This is a genomic window from Actinoplanes sp. NPDC051851, from assembly GCF_040681165.1.
Classification (GTDB): Bacteria; Actinomycetota; Actinomycetes; order Mycobacteriales; family Micromonosporaceae; genus Actinoplanes.
This window is the reverse complement of record NZ_JBFAYF010000034.1, coordinates 64,660-83,353: the sequence shown is the minus strand read 5'-3', so window position 1 is coordinate 83,353 and position 18,694 is coordinate 64,660. Positions and strand designations below refer to the sequence as shown.

Annotated in this window: 17 protein-coding genes; 6 read left to right on the top strand and 11 right to left on the bottom strand. The window is 72.1% G+C overall.

Annotated features, from left to right (window positions below):
* The first annotated feature begins 11 nt into the window (after positions 1-11).
* Both AB0M08_RS28745 and AB0M08_RS28740 read left to right on the top strand, forming a co-directional pair.
* On the top strand, positions 12-995 hold the full coding sequence (locus AB0M08_RS28745; RefSeq protein WP_364499632.1) for an ABC transporter substrate-binding protein: 984 nt from the start codon (positions 12-14) through the stop codon (positions 993-995).
* Positions 992-1,663, top strand: coding sequence for a GNAT family N-acetyltransferase (locus tag AB0M08_RS28740; protein WP_364499629.1), 672 nt, complete (start codon positions 992-994; stop codon positions 1,661-1,663). The genes AB0M08_RS28745 and AB0M08_RS28740 overlap by 4 nt, the downstream gene beginning before the upstream one ends.
* On the opposite strand, the gene AB0M08_RS28735 is transcribed toward AB0M08_RS28740, so the two are convergent.
* Complete coding sequence (locus tag AB0M08_RS28735; RefSeq protein WP_364499628.1) at positions 1,641-2,567, bottom strand: LysR family transcriptional regulator; 927 nt, start codon at positions 2,565-2,567, stop codon at positions 1,641-1,643. The genes AB0M08_RS28740 and AB0M08_RS28735 overlap by 23 nt on opposite strands.
* Before the next feature lie 48 nt (positions 2,568-2,615).
* On the opposite strand from AB0M08_RS28735, the gene AB0M08_RS28730 reads away from it, so the two are divergent.
* The 3 genes from AB0M08_RS28730 to AB0M08_RS28720 all read left to right on the top strand — a co-directional run bounded on the left by AB0M08_RS28730 (position 2,616) and on the right by AB0M08_RS28720 (position 5,635).
* Positions 2,616-4,076, top strand: a complete 1,461-nt coding sequence (locus AB0M08_RS28730) for a family 43 glycosylhydrolase (RefSeq protein ID WP_364499626.1) — start codon at positions 2,616-2,618, stop codon at positions 4,074-4,076.
* A 586-nt stretch (positions 4,077-4,662) separates the two neighbouring features.
* A complete protein-coding gene (locus AB0M08_RS28725) occupies positions 4,663-4,986 on the top strand; it encodes an alpha/beta fold hydrolase (protein ID WP_364499695.1) in 324 nt (107 codons plus the stop codon).
* Between the two features lie 49 nt (positions 4,987-5,035).
* Positions 5,036-5,635, top strand: a complete 600-nt coding sequence (locus tag AB0M08_RS28720) for a hypothetical protein (protein ID WP_364499624.1) — start codon at positions 5,036-5,038, stop codon at positions 5,633-5,635.
* Between the two features lie 40 nt (positions 5,636-5,675).
* Here AB0M08_RS28720 and AB0M08_RS28715 read toward each other — a convergent pair whose 3' ends face one another.
* The 9 genes from AB0M08_RS28715 to AB0M08_RS28675 form a co-directional block, all read right to left on the bottom strand.
* Complete coding sequence (locus tag AB0M08_RS28715; protein WP_364499621.1) at positions 5,676-6,794, bottom strand: LLM class flavin-dependent oxidoreductase; 1,119 nt, start codon at positions 6,792-6,794, stop codon at positions 5,676-5,678.
* Positions 6,795-6,798: 4 nt separating this feature from the next.
* Positions 6,799-7,809: an LLM class flavin-dependent oxidoreductase gene (locus tag AB0M08_RS28710; protein WP_364499618.1), complete on the bottom strand. Its 1,011-nt coding sequence runs from the start codon at positions 7,807-7,809 to the stop codon at positions 6,799-6,801.
* Positions 7,806-9,089: an LLM class flavin-dependent oxidoreductase gene (locus AB0M08_RS28705; protein ID WP_364499616.1), complete on the bottom strand. Its 1,284-nt coding sequence runs from the start codon at positions 9,087-9,089 to the stop codon at positions 7,806-7,808. The genes AB0M08_RS28710 and AB0M08_RS28705 overlap by 4 nt, the downstream gene beginning before the upstream one ends.
* Entirely contained in the window at positions 9,082-10,044 is a 963-nt protein-coding gene (locus tag AB0M08_RS28700) for an LLM class flavin-dependent oxidoreductase (RefSeq protein ID WP_364499613.1), read from the bottom strand. Before AB0M08_RS28700 ends, AB0M08_RS28705 begins: the two co-directional genes overlap by 8 nt.
* Positions 10,041-11,666, bottom strand: coding sequence for an ABC transporter ATP-binding protein (locus tag AB0M08_RS28695; protein ID WP_364499611.1), 1,626 nt, complete (start codon positions 11,664-11,666; stop codon positions 10,041-10,043). The genes AB0M08_RS28700 and AB0M08_RS28695 overlap by 4 nt, the downstream gene beginning before the upstream one ends.
* Entirely contained in the window at positions 11,663-12,505 is an 843-nt protein-coding gene (locus AB0M08_RS28690) for an ABC transporter permease (RefSeq protein ID WP_364499692.1), read from the bottom strand. The genes AB0M08_RS28695 and AB0M08_RS28690 overlap by 4 nt, the downstream gene beginning before the upstream one ends.
* A 12-nt stretch (positions 12,506-12,517) precedes the next feature.
* Complete coding sequence (locus tag AB0M08_RS28685) at positions 12,518-13,432, bottom strand: ABC transporter permease (RefSeq protein WP_364499609.1); 915 nt, start codon at positions 13,430-13,432, stop codon at positions 12,518-12,520.
* Positions 13,429-15,066, bottom strand: coding sequence for an ABC transporter substrate-binding protein (locus AB0M08_RS28680; protein WP_364499607.1), 1,638 nt, complete (start codon positions 15,064-15,066; stop codon positions 13,429-13,431). The genes AB0M08_RS28685 and AB0M08_RS28680 overlap by 4 nt, the downstream gene beginning before the upstream one ends.
* A gap of 94 nt (positions 15,067-15,160) precedes the next feature.
* Complete coding sequence (locus tag AB0M08_RS28675) at positions 15,161-15,877, bottom strand: hypothetical protein (RefSeq protein WP_364499604.1); 717 nt, start codon at positions 15,875-15,877, stop codon at positions 15,161-15,163.
* A gap of 121 nt (positions 15,878-15,998) precedes the next feature.
* On the opposite strand from AB0M08_RS28675, the gene AB0M08_RS28670 reads away from it, so the two are divergent.
* The gene (locus AB0M08_RS28670) at positions 15,999-17,999 is read left to right on the top strand and encodes a sulfatase-like hydrolase/transferase (protein ID WP_364499601.1); all 2,001 of its coding nucleotides are present in this window, start codon (positions 15,999-16,001) and stop codon (positions 17,997-17,999) included.
* A gap of 6 nt (positions 18,000-18,005) precedes the next feature.
* Here AB0M08_RS28670 and AB0M08_RS28665 read toward each other — a convergent pair whose 3' ends face one another.
* A complete protein-coding gene (locus AB0M08_RS28665; protein ID WP_364499598.1) occupies positions 18,006-18,626 on the bottom strand; it encodes a TetR/AcrR family transcriptional regulator in 621 nt (206 codons plus the stop codon).
* Positions 18,627-18,694: the final 68 nt, after the last annotated feature.

Here is an 18,694-nt window from a genome sequence, read left to right as displayed (position 1 = left end):
AGGGGCACTCCGTGCGTACCAGAATTGCAGTGATCCTCGCGGCCGTGGCGGCAGTGAGCCTGACCGGCGCCTGCGCCGCGCCCGAGGAGAAGGCCGCCGCGGCGGCGGCCGCCGACCCGTCGGCGTCGGCGGTCTCCGGCATCAACACCGGCCCCGAGCAGAACCGGATCGTCCCGGCGAAGGACGAGACGATCGCGGCCCGGGTCCCGGCGGGCATCCGCGCCACCGGCAAGCTGACCATCGGACTCGGCCTGGCCGGCTCCGGCTCCCCGCCGCTGGGCTTCACCGCCACCGACAACAAGACCCTGATCGGCAGCGAGGTGGACATCGCGTACGCGGTCGCCGGGGTGCTCGGCCTAGAGCCGGTCCCGGAGAACACCTCGTGGGAGAACCTCTTCATCGGCCTGGACAGCAGCAAGTACAACGTCGGCGTCTCCAACATCACCGTCACCGAGGAGCGCAAGCAGAAGTACGACTTCGCCACCTACCGCCTGGACAACCTGGCCTTCGCCGCCAAGAAGGGCGCGGGCCTGAAGGTCACCGGCCCGGCGGACGTGGCCGGCAGGACGGTGGCGGTCGCCTCCGGGACCAACCAGGAGAAGATCCTGGTCGAGTGGAGCAAGGAGGCCGAGAAGCAGGGCCTCAAGCCGGTGACCATCAAGTACTACCAGACCAACCAGGCCGTCTACCTGGCGCTGAACTCCGGCCAGATCGAGCTCTACCTCGGCCCGAGCCCGAGCGTCGCCTACCAGGTCGCGGTCGACGGGGGTCTGGAGGTCGTCGGCACCTACTCGGGCGCCGGCGCGACCCTCCAGGGCAAGATCGCGCTCACCACGCAGAAGGGCGACGGCCTGGTCGACCCGCTCGCCGCGGCGGTCGACAAGCTGATCGAGACCGGCGACTACGCGAAGATCCTGGCGCGCTGGAACCTGGCGAACGAGGCGGTGGCGAAGTCCGAGGTGAACCCCGAGGGCCTGCCGATCGAGGGCAAGTGAGCGTCCTCGACAATCCGGCGTGGGAGTCGCTCCAGGGCTCCCACGCCCGCTTCGCCGAGGTGCACGGGCAGGCGGCGCGGTACCGGAGCGACGTGGCGCCGTTCCACGCGCTCGCCGACCCGCGCGACCCGCAGGCCTGGTCCGACCTGGCGGAACTCATCGCCCCCGCCACGACCGTCTTCCTCTCGCACGCCGGGGCGGTCCCCTCACCCGGGTGGGAGGTCGAACGCAGCATCGCCGGGGTGCAGCTGGTCGACGTCCGTCTGGAGTCCGCTCCGGACCCCACCCTGATCCGGCTCGGCGAATCGGATGTTCCCGATGTTCTTGATCTGATACGCCGGACCGCACCGGGCCCGTACCTCCAGCGGACCATCGAGCTCGGCACCTACCTGGGCCGACGTGCCGACGGGAAGCTGGTCGCGATGGCCGGGGAACGGCTGCGCCCGGACGGCTGGACCGAGATCAGCGCGGTCTGCACCGCTCCCGAGTTTCGCGGGCAGGGGCTGGCCAGCCGGCTGGTCAAGGCGGTCGCGGCCGGCATCCGGGCGCGGGGCGAGACGCCGTTCCTGCACACCGGGGCGGCGAACACCACGGCGATCCGGCTCTACGAGCACCTCGGCTTCACGCTGCGCCGCGAGGTGGACTTCACGGCGTACCGGCGGGTGTGAGGGCCTCCGGATCCTGCTCCCGGCCCGCCATCTCCACCAGGTGATGGCGGGCCGCCTGCGCCGCGGTGCTCAACGGCCGGTCCCGGTGGTGGATGACCCCGATCGGCGGGTGCACCGGCGGCGGGTGCAGGCGGCGGACCACGATCGCCGGGCCGTACATCCCCTCCGCCACCGACCGGGCCAGCAGCGCCACGCCCAGGCCCGCGCCGACCAGCTCGCGGATGCCCGGCGGGCTGTGCGTCTCGAACAGCACCCGCGCCGCGAACCCCGCCGTCCGCGCCGCGTCGTCCAGGATCCAGCGCAGGCCGCTCCCCTGCGGCAGGCAGACGAACGTCTCGTCCCGCGCGTCGGCCAGCGTCAACCGGCCCGGCCGGGCCAGCGGATGCCCGACCGGCAGCGCCAGGACCAGCTGCTCCTCGACGAGCGGCAGCGCCTCGAACCGGGCCGGCAGATCCCGGTGCACCGGCCCGACGACCAGGTCCAGCTCGCCCTCGTCCAGCGCGCCGAGCAGCCCGGTCACCAGCCCGGACCGCAGCCGCAGCGCGATCCCCGGGAACCGGTCGCGGAAACGGGCGAGGGTCTGCGCCAGGTCGTACGGCCCGAGCACCGCGGTCGCGCCGAGCGCCACCCGCCCGTTCACCACCTGGGTGATGTCGCCGACCTCGGCCCGCGCGCCGTCCAGCTCGGCCAGGATCCGGCGGGCCCGGGCCACGAACAGCTCCCCCGCCGGGGTGAGCGCCACCCGCCGGGTGGTCCGGGCGAAGAGCGGCACCCCGAGCTCCGCCTCCAGGGAACGGATCTGCGCGGAGACCGCCGACTGCGCGACGTGCAGGCGCTCGGCGGCCCGGGTGAACCCGCCGTACCGGGCCACCGCTTCCACGTAGACGAGCTGCCGTAACTCCACGGATCAATCGTGCGGCACGATACGCCGCCGTTGATCCACAATCAGGTTATGCCGAACTCCAGCGCCCCCGTGCTCGCCGGTTTCCACCCCGATCCCACCATCTGCCGGGTGGGCGCGGACTACTACCTGGCGACGTCGTCGTTCGAGTTCTTCCCCGGCGTGCCGCTGTTCCACAGCCGGGACCTGGCCCACTGGACGCCGATCGGCCACGCGCTCTCCCGCCCGTCCCAGCTGGAACCCGGCGAGTTGCTCCCGTCCAAGGGCGTCTTCGCACCCACGCTGCGCCACCACGGCGGCCGGTTCTGGATGGTCACCACGAACATGAGCCGGATGATGGACGGCCAGCTCATCGTGCACGCCACCGACCCGGCCGGCCCGTGGAGCGACCCGGTGCACGTGCCCGGCGCCATCGGCATCGACCCGGACCTGGCCTGGGACGACGCCGGCAACTGCTACCTGACCTACTGCAGCTTCGGCGTACGGGGCCCGGCCGGCATCGTCCAGGTCCCGGTCGACCCGGCCACCGGGGCCCAGCTCGGCGACCCGTACCGCCTCTGGCAGGGCACCGGCCTGGCCAACCCGGAGGGCCCGCACCTCTACCGGATCGACGGCACGTGGTACCTGATGCTCGCCGAGGGCGGCACCGAGCGCGGCCACGCCGTCACCATCGCCCGCGGCCCGGCGCCGCAGGGCCCGTTCACCCCGTGCCCGCAGAACCCGATCCTCAGCCACCGCAGCACCACCCACCCGGTCCAGAACACCGGCCACGCCGACCTGGTCCGCGCCGCCGACGGCGCCTGGTGGGCGGTCCACCTGGGCGTACGCCCGCACGGCGTGACACCGCACTTCCACGTGCTGGGCCGCGAGACGTTCCTGGCCCGGGTCGAATGGCAGGACGGCTGGCCCCGGCTCACCACCATCTCCCGCCCCGGCGCCCTGGAGGACCACTCGTTCACCGACGACTTCGGCGGCGCGACCCTCCACTCCCGCTGGGTGTCCCCGGGCGGCGACCCGGCCGCGATCGCCACGCCCCACCCCTCCGGCGGCGCGACCCTGGCTCCCGCGGGTCTGCTGGCTTTCCGGGTACGTGATCACGCCTGGACCGCCACGGCCGAGGTGGAGGGTGATACGCGGTTCGTGCTCCGCCTCGACGACCGCCACTGGTACGGCCTCGCCGTCTCCGTCTCCGTGTCCGGGACGACGGTCCGCGCGATCGCCCGGATCGGTGATCTGGAACAGACAGTGGGCTCGGCGGAGGTGGCGAGTGGACCGGTGACGCTGCGCATCGCGGCGGCCGTACCCGAGGGCTCCGGGGAGCCGGGCGACATGTCCGGACCGGACGAGATCGTGCTGTCGGTGGGGGATGCCGAGCTGGGCCGGCTGGACGGCCGCTACCTGTCGACCGAGGTCGCCGGCGGATTCACGGGCCGGGTGCTGGGGGCCGGTGCGCTGGGGGACGGCGCGTCACGGTTGCTCTCGGTCTCCTATTCACCGGCCGTGAACTCATGACGGCGACGCCCTGACTCTCCACACACCGACGTCTCCCCCGTGGGGGTGGGCCCCCGCGGCGGAGACGAATCTTGAACGGCGGAATGATCGTCGCGGCTGGCGACCAAGGGTGTCTCGCGGACCTTGAGAGACCCGTGATTCTGCTGGCCGCCGGGCCCCGCTCCAGGCGCCCGGCGCCGCCATCCGCCTCGGCCCAGCCACCCCGAAGCCCGCCGGCTATGAGCGCCCGCTCGCCCCGAAGCCCGGCGACCACGACGGACGCCAGTTCACCCCGAAGCCCGGCGACTACTACGAACGCCAGTTCACCCCGAAGCCCGGCGACTACTACGAACGCCGCTTCGCCGCCGGCCTCGACACGATCATTATCGGCCTGAGGGCGTACACGGCATGACGGACACCAGGACCTTCACCGCACCGGACGGCCGCACGATCGCCTTCTGCGAATACGGCGACCCCGCCGGCGCGCCGGTCGTCATCGCGCACGGCTCTCCCGGCAGCCGCTACCAGGCGGCGCCCGTCGACGCCGCCTTCCGCGCCGCGGGCCTGCGCGCCATCGCCCCCGACCGGCCCGGACGCGGCCGCACCGATCCCGCCCGGACGGACAAGGCCCGCACCGTCAAGGCCCGAACCGACAAGGCCCGCACCGGCCCCGACCGTCAAGGCCCGAACCGACAAGGCCCGCACCGGCCCCGCCCGAACCGGCGCCGGCTTCCACGAGTGGGACGCCGACGTGATCGTGCTCCTCGACCACCTCGGCCTGGACCGCACCGCCCTGGCCGGCATCTCCGGCGGCGGTGGGTACGCTCTCGCCGCCGCCCAGCGCCACCCGGACCGGATCGACCGGCTCGTCCTCGCCTGCGCGATGGTCCCCGGCGCTCCACGGTCCACCCTGCGACGGCGCAAATGGTGACAGCCCTGACGGACCCCACCGGACGGCCCCGGCCTGAGATCATCGATGGGTGATCCTGCGCGCGGCCCTCGCCGTCCTCACCGCCGGCTTGACCGCCGGCCTGACCGCCGCCTGCGCCACGCCCGGCACCCGCCCGGCCACCCCGGCCAGCGTCCCACCCGGCTGCGAGCTCCCCGGCGCACACATCAGCTGGGCAGAATCGGTCAGGGACCAGCGCCTGTACCGGGTGACCCGCTACACCGGTGACGAGGACCTCGAGGGCACCGTGGTCATGGATCAGCCCTTCACCACGTCCGTCTCCCGGATCGCCGCGCCGGACGGCTGGATCGACGAGCTCGTCGCCTCGCTCGCCGGTACCTCCGGTATCCCCGTCAGATCCGGCACGGCCGCGATGGCCCCGGGCGACTACTCCTCCGGCAGCGAGGTCTCCGGCGATCCCACCGGCACGGACTGGCTCCTGTACGAGAGCGCCGCCATCGTCTCGGCCCCGTTCACGGTCGACTGCACCACCCCGGTCAACGGCACCCTCACGGCATGGACCATCGCCTCCCTGGGCAGTGTCCACTGCGGCGCCACCGACGAGCCCGGCACCATGGCCCACCGCGCCCGCTCCTACTGCCCCCGCACCCCGTCGGCGCACCCGTCTTGACCGGCGCACCCGTCTTGACCGGCGCACCCGTCCTGACCGGTCACGAGCTCCACTCCTTGGCCAGCAGTTCGAAGGAGCGCACCCGGTCGGCGTGGTCGTACGTGATCGTGGTGATCAGCAGTTCGTCGGCGCCGGTCACCCGCTGCAGGGTGCGCAGCCCCTCGGCCACCGTCTGCGGCGAGCCCACGAACTGCGTCGACACCCGGTCGGCCACCAGCTCACGGTCGGCCTCCGTCCAGGTGGCGGCGGCCGCCTCCGCCTCGCTCGGGAACGGCACCGCGCCCAGCCCGGTCCGGATGCTGCGTACCCAGTGGGCGTAGGGCGCGGCCAGCCGCCGGGCGGTCGCGTCGTCCTCGGCGACCACCACGTCGGCCGAGACCATCAGGTGCGGTTCCGGCCGGGCCGCGGACGCGACGAACGACTCCCGATAGGCCTCGGCCGCCTCCAGGACCTTGGCCGGCGCCACGTGATAGTTGGCCGCGAACGGCAGGCTCCGGGCGCCGGCGGTCCGCGCGCTCTCCCCACCGCTGGATCCGAGGAGCCACAGTTCGAGATCAGACCCGGCTCCGGGTACGGCGGTGACCGCGTTGCCCTTCCCGTCGGCGTACGGCCCCGCGAGCAGCGCCTCGATCTGGTCGAGGATCTCGCCGAGCGCCAGGGGTTCCGCGCCGGGCTGGGAGAGCAGGCTCGCCGCGAGCGCGGTGCGGTCCGAGGCGAAGATCGGCGCCCAGGAGAACGGCTTGGGGATCAGCAGGCCGTCGACGACCCGCTCCTGCTGGGGTTCCCGGTGCACCCGTTCCTGCCGGAGCGCCTCCTTCTTCGCCTGGCCGGAGCGGCCGATCCCGAGGTCGAAGCGCCCCGGGTGGAGCGCGTCCAGCAGCCCGAACTGCTCCACGATGGAGAGCGCCGTCTGGTGTCCGGTCTGTACCGCGCCGGAGCCGAGCCGGATGTGGTCGGTGACCGCCGCGATCTGGCCGAGCAGCAGGGCCGGCTGGGCGCTGGCCACCCCGGGCGTGAAGTGGTGCTCGGCGACCCAGTACCGGTGGTAGCCGAAGTGTTCGGCGCTGCGGGCCAGGTCGAGCGTGCGCCGCAGCGCGTCGCCGACGGTCCCGCCGGAGACCAGCGGGGCGAGGTCGAGGATGGAGAGGGGTACGGGCATGGTCCTACCGCCCTTTCAGCCGGCGTAACACGGGTGCGACATCACTGGCGAAGAGCTCCAGGCTGGCGCGCTGCTGCTTCTCGGTGAGGCCCTCGGTCTCGGCGGCCAGGTGGGTGACCTCGTGACCGAACCGCTCGTGGTAGCGGTGGACCTTGTCGATGATCTGCTGTGGACTGCCGATCAGTGCGGAGCTGCGCTCGACGGCGTCCTCGACGGTGGGGAAGACCGGCTCGACGCCGACCCTGCGGAACTGGTCGATCCGGGCCTGCCAGATCGGCCGGTACGTGTCGATCGCCTCCTGCGAGGTCCGCGCGACGTGGAACCCCGCGCTCCCGGCCCCCACACGAGGCTTAGTGGAATGTCCGTAATGAGACCATCTTTCCCGATAGTAATCCACCAGCTCGGCGTACGGTTCGATCGGATTGGTGACGTTCGCCGAGAAGAGCGGATCGCCGTACCGGGCGGCCAGGTCGACCGACTCCCGGCTGGTGGCGCTGCCGTGCCAGACGGTGATCGGCTGCTGGAGCGGGCGCGGCCAGGTCTCCGCCCCGGTCAGCGACGGCCGGTACCTCCCGGACCAGGTCACCCGCGGTTCGCGCCAGAGCCGGCGGAACAGGTCGTAGCTCTCCCGCAGCCGCTCCCACTGGTCCTCGGTGGTCACGTGGAAGAGCTCGGCCTGCGCCGCCCCGTTGCCCTTTCCGATGATCAGTTGCAGTCGCCCGCCGGAGAGGTTGTCCAGGGTGCTGTAGTCCTCGAAGGCGCGGACCGGGTCGAGCAGGCTGAGCGTGGTGACCCCGGTCCAGAGCTCGATCCGGGAGGTCTTCGCGGCGATGTGGCTGAGGATCACCGGCGGCGACGAGGAGAGGAACGGCCGCTCGTGCCGCTCCCCCACCGCGAACGCGTCGAACCCGAGCTCCTCGCCGAGCACCGCGCTCTCCACGACCTCGCGGAGCCGGGTGGCCGGGCTCTTGGCGTGATCGAAGTGGGTGATCAGCGTGAGAAGGAGGAACCTCATGCGAGCCCCAGGTTTCCGCGCAGGGTCGAGGATCCGTATTCGGTACGGAACACGCCCCGCTCCTGCAGAAGGGGCACGACCCGGTCCACGAAGTCGTCCAGCCCGCTCGGCGTCAGGTGGGAGACGAGGATGAACCCGTCGCACGCGTCGGTCTGGACGTACTCGTTCAGCTGCGCGGCGACCCGGTCCGGCGTACCGATGAAGTTCTGCCTGCCGGTGACCTCGATGATCAGGTCGCGGATGGACAGACCCTTCTGTTCGGCGCGGGCACGCCACTCGGCGGCGGTCTTGCGCCGGTCCGGGTACATGCCGGCCCGGCCCTTGATGATGGTGTCGTCCTCGTCGAGCAGCGGGTCGATCGCCGGCAGCGGCCCCTCCGGGTCGTACTCGGAGAGGTCCCGGTTCCAGAGCTGTTCCAGCAGCAGGATCGCGGTCTGCGGGCTGACCTGCTGGCGCCGGATGTGGTGCGCCTTCTCCTGCGCGTCGGCGTCCGAGTCGCCGAGCACGTAGGAGACGCCCGGGATGATCTTCAGCGAGTCCGGCGTACGGCCGTACCTCGCCAGGCGGCCCTTGACGTCGCGGTAGAAGTCCTGGGCGTCGGCGAGCTGGTGGTGCCGGGAGAAGATCGCGTCGGAGTGCTTCGCGGCCAGCTCCCGGCCGCCGTCCGAGTCGCCGGCCTGCAGGATCACCGGGTGCCCCTGCGGGCTGCGCGGCACCCCGAAGCGCCCGGCGATGCCGAACTGTGCGGACCGGATCGCGAAGTCCCCGCCGTCCGAGTCCCAGAGCGTCCGGGCGGCCTCGATGAACTCCCCGGCCCGGACGTACCGGTCGGCGTGGTCGAGGAACCCGCCGCGGCGGAAGTTCTCGCCGAAGAACGCCCCCGGCGAGGTGACCACGTTCCACGCCGCGCGCCCGCCGGAGAGGTGGTCGAGGGTGGCCAGCTGACGGGCCAGCTCGTACGGCTCGTGGTAGGTCGCGTTCAGCGTGCCGGCCAGCCCGAGGTGCGTGGTCACGGCGGCCAGCGCGGTGAGGACGGTGAGCGTGTCCGGGCGCCCGACCACGTCCAGGTCGTGGATCAGCCCGCGCTGTTCCCGCAGGCGGAGCCCCTCGGCGAGGAAGAAGAAGTCGAACCTCCCGCGCTCGGCGGTCCGGGCCAGATGCTCGAACGACGCGAAGTCGATCTGGCTGCCGGACCGCGGGTCGCTCCAGACGGTCGTGTTGTTCACGCCGGGGAAGTGCGCCGCGAGGATGATCTGCTTGGGCTGGGTCTTCTCAGGCATGGACGGCCCCTTCGTAACGGTTGACGGCGACCGGCAGGCCCAGGCGTTCCCGGAGCGTGCCGCCGGGCGAGGGCCGGAACAGGCCACGTTCCCGGAGCACGGGCACCAGGTCCCGGGTGATGGACGTCAGGTCGTCCGGGGTACCGGGCCGCAGGCGGAAACCGCTGATCCCGGAGGGCTCCCATCCGGCGATCAGGTCCGCGAGCTGCTCGGTGTCGCCGGTGAAGACGGCGGCATCGGACGGGACCGGGTTCGCCGCGACGACCAGGTCGGCGAAGACCTTCCGCCCGGCCGGGATCCGCCGGACGATCCGCGCGGCACCGTCCACGTCGGAGGGCGTCACGAAGAAGAGGTCGGCGTCGAGCGCGTCCCACACCGCCGCCGAGTGGGCGAGAGCGGTCACCACCGGCTGCCCCTGCGGCGACCGGGGCACGATCGACGGCCCCTTCACGCTGAAGAAGCGGCCGGCGAAGTCGATGTAGTGCAGCCGCTCCCGGTCGATGAACCGGCCGGTGGCGACGTCCTTGACGATCGCGTCGTCCTGCCAGCTGTCCCAGAGCCGCCGGACCACCTCGACCGCGTCACCCGCCTCGGCGAGCAGGTCCTCGACCCCGAGCGGCTCGCGGATCCCGACCAGCGCGAACTCGGCCGGGTCGGGCGAGACGCGCACCTGCCAGCCGGCCCGCCCCCGGCTGACCCAGTCGAGCGTGGCGAGCGCGGTGGAGAGGTGGAACGGCTCGGTGTGGGTGGTGGTGGCCACCGGAACGAGCCCGATGTCGCGGGTCAGCGGGGCGACGCGCGACGCCACCAGGACCGCGTCCGGGCCGTGCCGCCCGAAGCCGTCCTCGATGGTCACGAAGTCGAGTCCGGCCTCGTCGGCCCCCCGGACACGGGAGATCCACTCCGGGGCGTCGAAGGATGACGAGTCGAGCGCCACCGCGAGTCTCAGGGTCATGCGAAAACCTCCAGCTTGGGTACGGCAGCGAGCAGCCTGCGCGTGTACGGATGACCGGCGTGGTCGAAGACGGACCGCACCGGCCCCTGCTCGACGACCCGGCCGTCGTGCATGACCAGGACCCGGTCGGCCAGATCACGGATCACGCCGAGGTCGTGCGAGATGAAGAGCAGCGCGGTGCCGTCCTTCTCCCGGATGTCGACGAGCAGGTCGAGCACCTGGGCCGCAACGGACACGTCCAGCGCCGAGACCGGTTCGTCGCAGATGATCAGACTCGGCCGGGGCGCGATGGCACGGGCGATGGCGACCCGCTGCCGCTGCCCGCCGGAGAGCTGCCTCGGGTAGCGGTCGAGCAGCTCCTCGCCGAGACCGACCCGTTCCAGGATCGGCGCGACGGCGGCGCCGCGGGGCAGCGCCTCGGCCACGATCCGGCGTACCGTCCAGCGCGGGTCGAACGCGGAGAGCGGGTCCTGGGCGATCAGCTGGAGCCGGCGGCGCACCGGACGGCGGGCGCGCTCCGGGATGCCGCTGAACCGCTGCCCCTCGAAGTCCACGCTCCCCGACGTCGGCTCCACCAGCCCGAAGAGCAGCTGAGCCACGGTGGTCTTGCCCGAACCGGACTCGCCGACCAGCCCGACGATCTCACCGCGGCGGATGCTCAGGTCGACGTCGCGCACCACGGTCCGGTCCGCGTAGACCTTGCGCAGCGCGGTCGCCTCGGCGACCACCTGGCCGGGCTCCACGGTGGTCACCCTCCGCCGCCCGCTCGCCGCCGCGATCAGCGTCGTGGTGTACGGGTGCTCCGCGGCGCCGAGCAGCACCGGCGTGGCACCCGCCTCGACCACGCGGCCGTCCTTCATCACCAGCACACGATCGGCCAGCCGGGAGACGACGGCGAGGTCGTGGCTGATCAGGAGCAGCGTCTCGCCCGCCTCCCGGCGCTCGGCGAGCAGCGTGAGGATCTGGGCCTGAACGGTCGCGTCCAGTGCCGTGGTGGGCTCGTCGGCGATCAGCAGCCGGGGACCGCCGGCCAGCGCCGAGGCGATCAGCGACCGCTGCCGGAGTCCTCCGGAGAGCTGGTGCGGATACTGCCTGGCCCGCCGGTCCGGCTCGGGGACGTGCACCTCCTCCAGCAGGCGGCGCACCTGCGCCGTACGGGAGAGACCGGAGGGACCATGCACCCGCAGGACCTCGCCGATCTCCGCGCCCACCGTGCGCAGGGGGTCGAGGGAGACGAGCGCGTCCTGCAGGACGAGTCCGGCGAAGCCACCACGCAGGCGGCGCCAGTCGCGGGGCGCGAAACGGCGGACGTCCCGGCCGGCCACCTCGAAACGGGCGGCCTCCACCCGCGCACCCGGACCGGCCAGTCCGACCAGGCTGCGCGCGGTGACGCTCTTGCCGGACCCGGACTCACCGACGATCGCCACGCACTCCCCGGGCTCGATGGTGAGATCGATCCCGCGGACCGCTGCGACGGTGCGCCGCGGCAGGTGGAAGGTGACCCGCAGATCCTCGACCCGGACCAGCGCGGGCCCGGCCGGTGCGGACTCCCCGGTCCCCGACGGCGCGGCCTCGTCGTCACGGCCGGGCCCGGATGCGGCGGCCTGGGCTGTTTCGGTCATACGGTCTCACGTCCCTCGAAGCGGCGTTGCAGGAAGCGGCCGGTGACGGTGAGGGAGATGATCGTGGCGGTGACCACCGCACCCGGCAGGATCGACGCCCACCAGGCGATGTGCAGGTAGCCACGGCTCTCGGAGATCATCGCGCCCCACTCCGGCGACGGTGGCTGCGGTCCCATGCCGAGGAAGCTGAGTCCCGCGGCGAGCAGGATCGCCTCGCCCAGCCCGATCACGGCGAGCACCGGGACCGGGCCGAGCACGTTGGGCAGTACATGGCGTACCACCAGGCGGGTCTTCGACGTGCCGAACGAGACCGCGTGCGTGACGTAGGCGGCGCGCCGCACCACGAACGTCTGGGCGCGCACCACCCGGGCGAAGTGCGGCACCAGCGCCACCCCGATCGCGACGATCAGGCTGGTGGTGCCGATCCCGGCGATCGCGATGAACAGCAGCGCGAGCAGGATCAGCGGGAACGCGGAGAGCGCGTCGACCGACCGGCTCAGCGCCTCGTCCGCGACCCGGTGGCCGAGCCCGGCGGTCAGCCCGATCAGGATGCCCACGCCGACCGAGATGCCGATCGCGGCGACGCTGATCACCAGCGAGTGCCGGGCACCGTGCACCACCCGGAAGAAGACGTCCCGGCCGAGCTGGTCGGTGCCGAACCAGTGCAGCGCGGACGGCGCCTCGAGGACGTGCAGCGGATCGGCGGCGAGCGGGTCGCCGGCGAGCAGTGACGGCCGGAGCGCCGCGGTCAGCGCCAGGGCCAGGAAGATCACCGCGAGGCCGACGCCGATCCGGGGCCGCCGCAGCGTGCGGATCGCGGCCCGCGGCCGGGTGAGCATGATGGACACCGCTCAGCTCCTTCGCAACCGGGGATCGATGATCAGGTACGCGAGATCGGCGCACGTGTTGATCAGCACGAACGCGGCGGCGGAGAGCACCACCACGGCGAGCACCACCGGCATGTCGCCGCCGCTGACCGCCTGCAGGGTGACCTGGCCGAGCCCGGGCCGGCCGTAGACGTTCTCGATGATCACGGTGCCGGCCACCAGCACCCCGAACGACCAGCCGAGCATGGTCACCGCCGGGAGCAGGGCGTGCCGCAGCGCGTGCCGGACCAGCACCGCGCTCTCCCGCAGCCCCCGGGCCCGGGCGGTGACCGCGAACGGCTCGTCGAGCGCCCGGTCCAGCCCGTCGCGGAGCACCTGGGCGAGCGTCCCGGCGATCGGCAGCCCCATGGTGATCGCCGGCAGGACCAGCGCCGCCACGGTCCGGTCACCCGAGACCGGGAACCAGCCGAGCCGGAACGAGAAGAGGCTGAGCAGCACGATCCCGATCAGGAACGGTGGGGTGGAGACCACCACGAGCTCGGCGGTGGAGCTGAGGCGGCGTACCCAGGGACGCCGGGCCGCGACCGCCAGCACCAGCGCGAGCAGCAGGCCGAACACCGCCGCGGCCGCCGCCAGCCGCAGCGTCGGCGCGAGCTGACCGCCGATCACCTCGGCGACCGGCCGCTGCAGGAGGTACGACCGCCCGAGGTCCCCGGTCACCGCGCGCGCCAGGTAGCCGAGGTACTGCACCACCGGCGGGCTGTCCAGGTGCCACTCCCGGATGATCTGCGCCCGGATCACCGGGGTGTCCGCACCGTCCCCGATGATGGTGTCGACGATGTCCCCGGGCGCGGCGAGCAGCGCCAGGTAGGCGGCGGTGGCCGCGGCCCAGAGGACCAGCGCCCCCGCACCCACCCGGCGCAGGATCGCCCTGGTCACTTGCCGGCCCAGAGGTCGTACGCGCTGCCCGGCACCCCGGCGGTCGGCTCGAAGTGCACCCCGCCGACGGCGTTGCTGAAGGCCACCTGGTCCTGCGGCGCATAGAGCGGCAGCACCAGGGCCTGGTCGGTCACCACCAGCTTCTGCAGTTCCCGGTACGCCTCGGTCCGCTCGGCCGCGTCGGTGGTGGAGACCCCGGCGTCGAGCAGCCCGTCGAGCCCGGCGTCCTTGAAGCCGGTCCGGTTGATCGCCCCGGTCGAAGCGAGCAGCAGGTTCAGCGCCGCCCCGGCGTCGGTGTCCGCCCGCGAGTTGTCGAAGACCTCGTAGGCCCCGTCGGTCAGCGCCGTGGTGGCGGTGCCCTGGTCGACCAGTTGCACCTGGAGGTCGATCCCGGCACTCTGCTTGACGGCCGCCTGCACCGCCTGGGCGAGCACGTCCCGCCGGTCCCGGACGTAAGGGGCGGGCTGCACGAGACGCACGGTCAGCCGCTCACCGCCCTTGGTCCGGTACCCCTCGGCGTCCTTGGTCGCCCACCCCGCCGCGTCGAGCAGCCGGTTCGCCTCGGCCGTGTCCCCGCCGTACGTCTTCGCCAGGCTCGCGTCGTAGAAGGGACTGGTCGGTCCGATCACGCTCCAGGCCCGCTGGGCCGTCCCCCGGTAGACGCCGGTCAGCACCGCGTCCACGTCGAGCGCCTCGCGGAACGCCTGCCGGACCCTCAGGTCGTCGAAGGGCGCGTGCGCGGTGTTGAAGTAGTACGAGTACGCCGACCCGGAGTTGAGCCCGCGCTCCAGGGTCAGGCTCTCGTCGGCGGTGATCAGCGCCTCGTCGGTGGCGGGCACGCCCTCGATCACCTGGACCTGGCCGGAGGTGAGCGCGCCGACCCGTACCGAGGACTCCTTCAGGAAGCGGTAGGTGATCTCGTCGAGGTAGGCGGGCCCGGTGTGCCCGGCGTTCGCCGGGGCCCAGTCGTAGTCGGGGTTCCTCGTGAAGTGCACCTCCTGGCCCGGGGTGTAGCGGTCCAGGATGAAGGGCCCGGTGCCGGCGAGCTCGGGGCCGCCGGCCTTGAGGTCCCTCGCCTCCTTCAGCGACGTCGGGGAGATCTGCGCGCCCTGCGGTGAGGAGAGGAAGTCGAGGATCAGGACGTCGGCCTTCCTCAGGTGGAGGACGACGGTGCTCGCGTCCTCCACCTCGACCGTGTCCAGGTTCTTGAGCTGCACCGCGGCGACGGTCGGCGCGTAGCCCGGCGTCCGCAGCTGATCGATGTTCGCCTTCACCGCGTTCGCGTCGAACACGGTCCCGTCGCTGAACGTCACATCCGTCCGGAGCGTGAGGGTGTACGTCCTCCCGTCCGCCGAGACGTCGTAGCCGGTGGCCAGCCAGGGCTCGTACCCGCCCTCGTCGTCGTGGGTGAGCAGCGCCTCGAACGTGTTCCAGACCAGCAGCCTCGCCTTGGCCTGAGAATATTGATGCGGATTGAAGGTGATCGGCTCCGTCTCCACGGCCCAGGTGACGGACCCCCCGGAGACGGGTTGCCCGGCGGCCACGCCCCCGGACGAGCCGTCGTCACCGGACGAGCAGGCGGCGAGAAGTAGCAGGGTAACGGTGACAGCGGCAGCGAGCCGGATGCGTCGCATGAACGACCTCCTCCCCTCATTTCCTATAGCTTATATAGGAAATTGGCAAGAGAGGTATGACGTCGATGACACTCCTTACACCGCGGGCCCCGGATCAGGGTGCCGGGGAGTCCTCCGTGGAGGGTGGGGATTCGAGCTCGGCGGCGAGGTAGGTCGAGCCGGCGCCCTGCAGGAGGAAGGCGAGGGCGGTGAGGCCCGCCACCGGGATGGCGAAGAACGCGTGGGCCGCCATGTCCGAGTCCACGAAGAGGAGCACCGCGATCAGAGCCGCCGTGAGCGCCAGGAAGGCCACGCCGAGCAGGCGGTAGACCATCGGCTTGTAGCGGCGGATCGGGATGCCCTCGTAGAGGATCCGGACCACGCCCGGGTTCAGCGCCATCCAGTGCTGCGCGACGACCGCGTCCACGTGGCTGATCCGCACGAACCCGCCCGGCACCGGGGTCGGCTTCTGCTTCGGCCGCAGGCCGGACACGAGGGAGCCCAGGATCGTCGGGAAGAGGACCAACGGAAGGTACGGCCCGTCCCCGGGACCCACCTTGCCGAGGGCGACGAGGACACCGGCCAGGCTCAGCACGAGCAGCACGCCCAGGAGCGGGCCGAGCCGGTTGAAGCGTCGGGCCCGGGCGGCGGCCTCCGGGTCGAGGGGGATGCGCAGCGCGGGCCTGGGCACCGGCGTGATCACGTGGTAGGAGAGCTCCACCCACTCCGGGTCCGCTCGCCCGTCGGTCAGGGCCAGCGGTGGTATCCGCAGATCTCCCGCCCGCGCTTTCGGGAAGACGACATCGGTACGGCGTAGCACCGGCATGGTCACGGCGACTCACCTCGCTCCCGCGCCCGCCGCCCCCGTGGACGGACCGGTGATCACCGTAGGGCACTGTCGCTACTTCGTCACGCTGGTGAACCATCCCGGGCAGGGATGCGTTCCCCATTTCGTGCAGCAGAGTGACCTCGCCGGCCCGCAGGAGCCGGCCGAGCAGAAGCCGGCCGAGCCGGACGAGCAGGACCCGGCCGGCCAGAACGACGAGCCCACGGCCGGTACGAGCGGTGCGGGACGGCAGGACGCGACACCGACCACGCAGACCCTGGAGATCCAGGAGGGCGCCGAGCCCGCGGCCGGGGAACCGGTGACCGATACAGCGGCCGGGAAGGCAGCCGCCGGGGAGCCGGCGACCGCAGAGGCCGCGCCAGAGCCGGTGCTCGTGATGGCCGCGACGGAGAAGGCACCGGCGGAGAAGGCACCGGCGGAGAAGGCACCGGCGGAGAAGGCGCCGGCGGAGCAGGCCGAGCCGGGGCGCGTACGCCGGACGCTCCGGAAGGTGACGCTGAGCCGGATCCTGACGCTGCTGGCGATCGGGATCGTCGTCGGCGCGCTGCTCTGGCCGAACATCCTGAGCCGGCTCGGCGCGGGCAGCTTCGTGCGGATCCCGATCGAGGCGGCGGTGCTGCTCGGCGTGGCGATCGCGCTGCCGCGCCGCCCCCGGCGGATCACGGCCGTCGTGCTCGGCCTGCTGCTGGGCTGGCTGGTCGTGGAGAAGTGCCTGGACATGGGCTTCTTCCAGTTCCTGGCCCGGCCGTTCGACCCGGTGCTGGACTGGGTGCTCTTCGACGACGCGTACGACTACGTGCACGAGTCGTACGGGGTGACCGGCGTGGTCGGTGCGCTCACCGGGATCGTGCTGATCCTGCTGATCGCTTTCGGCCTGATCACCTGGGCGATGCTGCGGGTGGCCGAGGTGGCGAGCCGGCACCGGCGCGGCTCGGCCTTCACGGCGGGTGGCGTGGCGATCGCCTGGGCGATGGCGCTGGTCTTCGGCGTCCAGCTGGCCGGCACCCTGCCGCTCGCCGCCCGCACCACCTACACGTACGCGGTGGACCGGGCCTGGCAGGCGAAGGCCGGCCTGGCCAACGAGAAGGCCTTCGCGCAGGAGGTCAAGCAGGACGCGTTCCAGAACGTGCCGTCGGACCAGCTGCTCACCGGGCTCAAGGGCAAGGACGTGATGCTCACCTTCGTGGAGAGCTACGGCCGCAGCGCCCTCGAACTGCCCACCCTGGAGCAGGGCATCGGCGCGGTGCTCAAGGACGGCGACAGCAAGCTGACCCAGGCCGGTTTCGGCGTGCGCAGCGGCTGGCTCACCTCCCCGACGTACGGCGGCGGCAGCTGGCTGGCCCACTCGACCACGATGTCCGGGCTCTGGATCAACAACCAGAGCCGGTACCGGAACCTGACCGCGAGCACCCGGCTGACTTTGCCGTACCTGTTCCGGGAGGCCGGCTGGGACACGGTGAGCGTGATGCCGGGCGCGACCCGGGCCTGGCCGGAGGGGAACTTCTACGGCTTCAACCGGATCTGGGACTCACGGAACCTCGGCTACACCGGCCCGAAGTTCAGCTGGGCGCCGATGCCGGACCAGTACACGCTGAAGGCGTTCACCGAGAACGAGTATCAGAAGACCGGCCGCGGCAACCTGTTCGTGGAGATGCCGCTGGTCTCCAGCCACACCCCGTGGGCGCCGATCCCGGAGTTCATGGACTGGGACCAGGTCGGCGACGGCAGCGTGTACAACAAGATCGTGGCGGACCAGCCGACCAAGGCGGAGATCTGGACCAACGGCTCGCAGGTCCGCCGGGAGTACGGCAAGTCCATTCAGTACACGCTGACCACGCTGATCGACTGGATCACGACGTACGGCGACGACAACCTGGTGATGGTCTTCCTCGGTGACCACCAGGCGTCCCCGGTCGTCTCCGGCGAGGGCGCCAGCCACGACGTGCCGATCACCATCGTCGCGAAGGACCCCAAGGTCCTGGAGCGGATCGACAGCTGGGGCTGGACCGAGTCCACCCGCCCGTCGGCGACCGCGCCGGAGTGGCCGATGAACGCCTTCCGCGACAAGTTCCTGACCGCTTTCGGACCGGGCGGTACCGACCACTGACCGCTGCTAGCTGAGGGGACCGCCCGGTCCGGACCGGGCGGTCTCCACCAGCGTCAGCAGCGTCGCGGCGAGCAGCGCCCGCACCTGCTCCCGGCTGAGCGAGTCCCGCTGCAGCCACTCCCGGGCCATCGAGGTGCACATCCCCACGTAGGCCCGGGCCATCGCGCGCAGCGCCTCGCCGGGATCCTCCCCGAATCCCATCGCACGCAGCACCGCCGCCGCAGCCACATCGACGGCTTCCTCGATGACCTGGTCGACGTCCGGGTCGCCGGCCATCCCGCCGGCGGTGATCGCCGCGAGCCAGCTGGTGCTGTGCCTGCTCACCACGTCGAGGAACCAGCCGACGATCGCGTCGGCCCGTTCGGGCGGTGTGTCCCCCGGAATGCCCGCGACGGCCATCGGCGGCACGGTCAGCATCACCCGGACGACCTCGAGGTATAAGTCCTTCTTCGTCCCGAAATAGTGGTTGACCAGCCCACGGGCCACACCCGCCGCACGCGCCACGTCCGTGGTGGAGACCTCGGCGTACGGTTTCTCCCCGAAATGCCGGATCGCGACCGCCAGGATCTGTTCGCGCCGGGCGTCCGGTTCCAGCCGGCGCCGGATCGGCGCGCTTCTCAACGACACGAGCGGAACCCTACGGCACGTCGATCGATCGGGGACCGAGATGTACGTTTCGTCAATGTTTCCAGCGC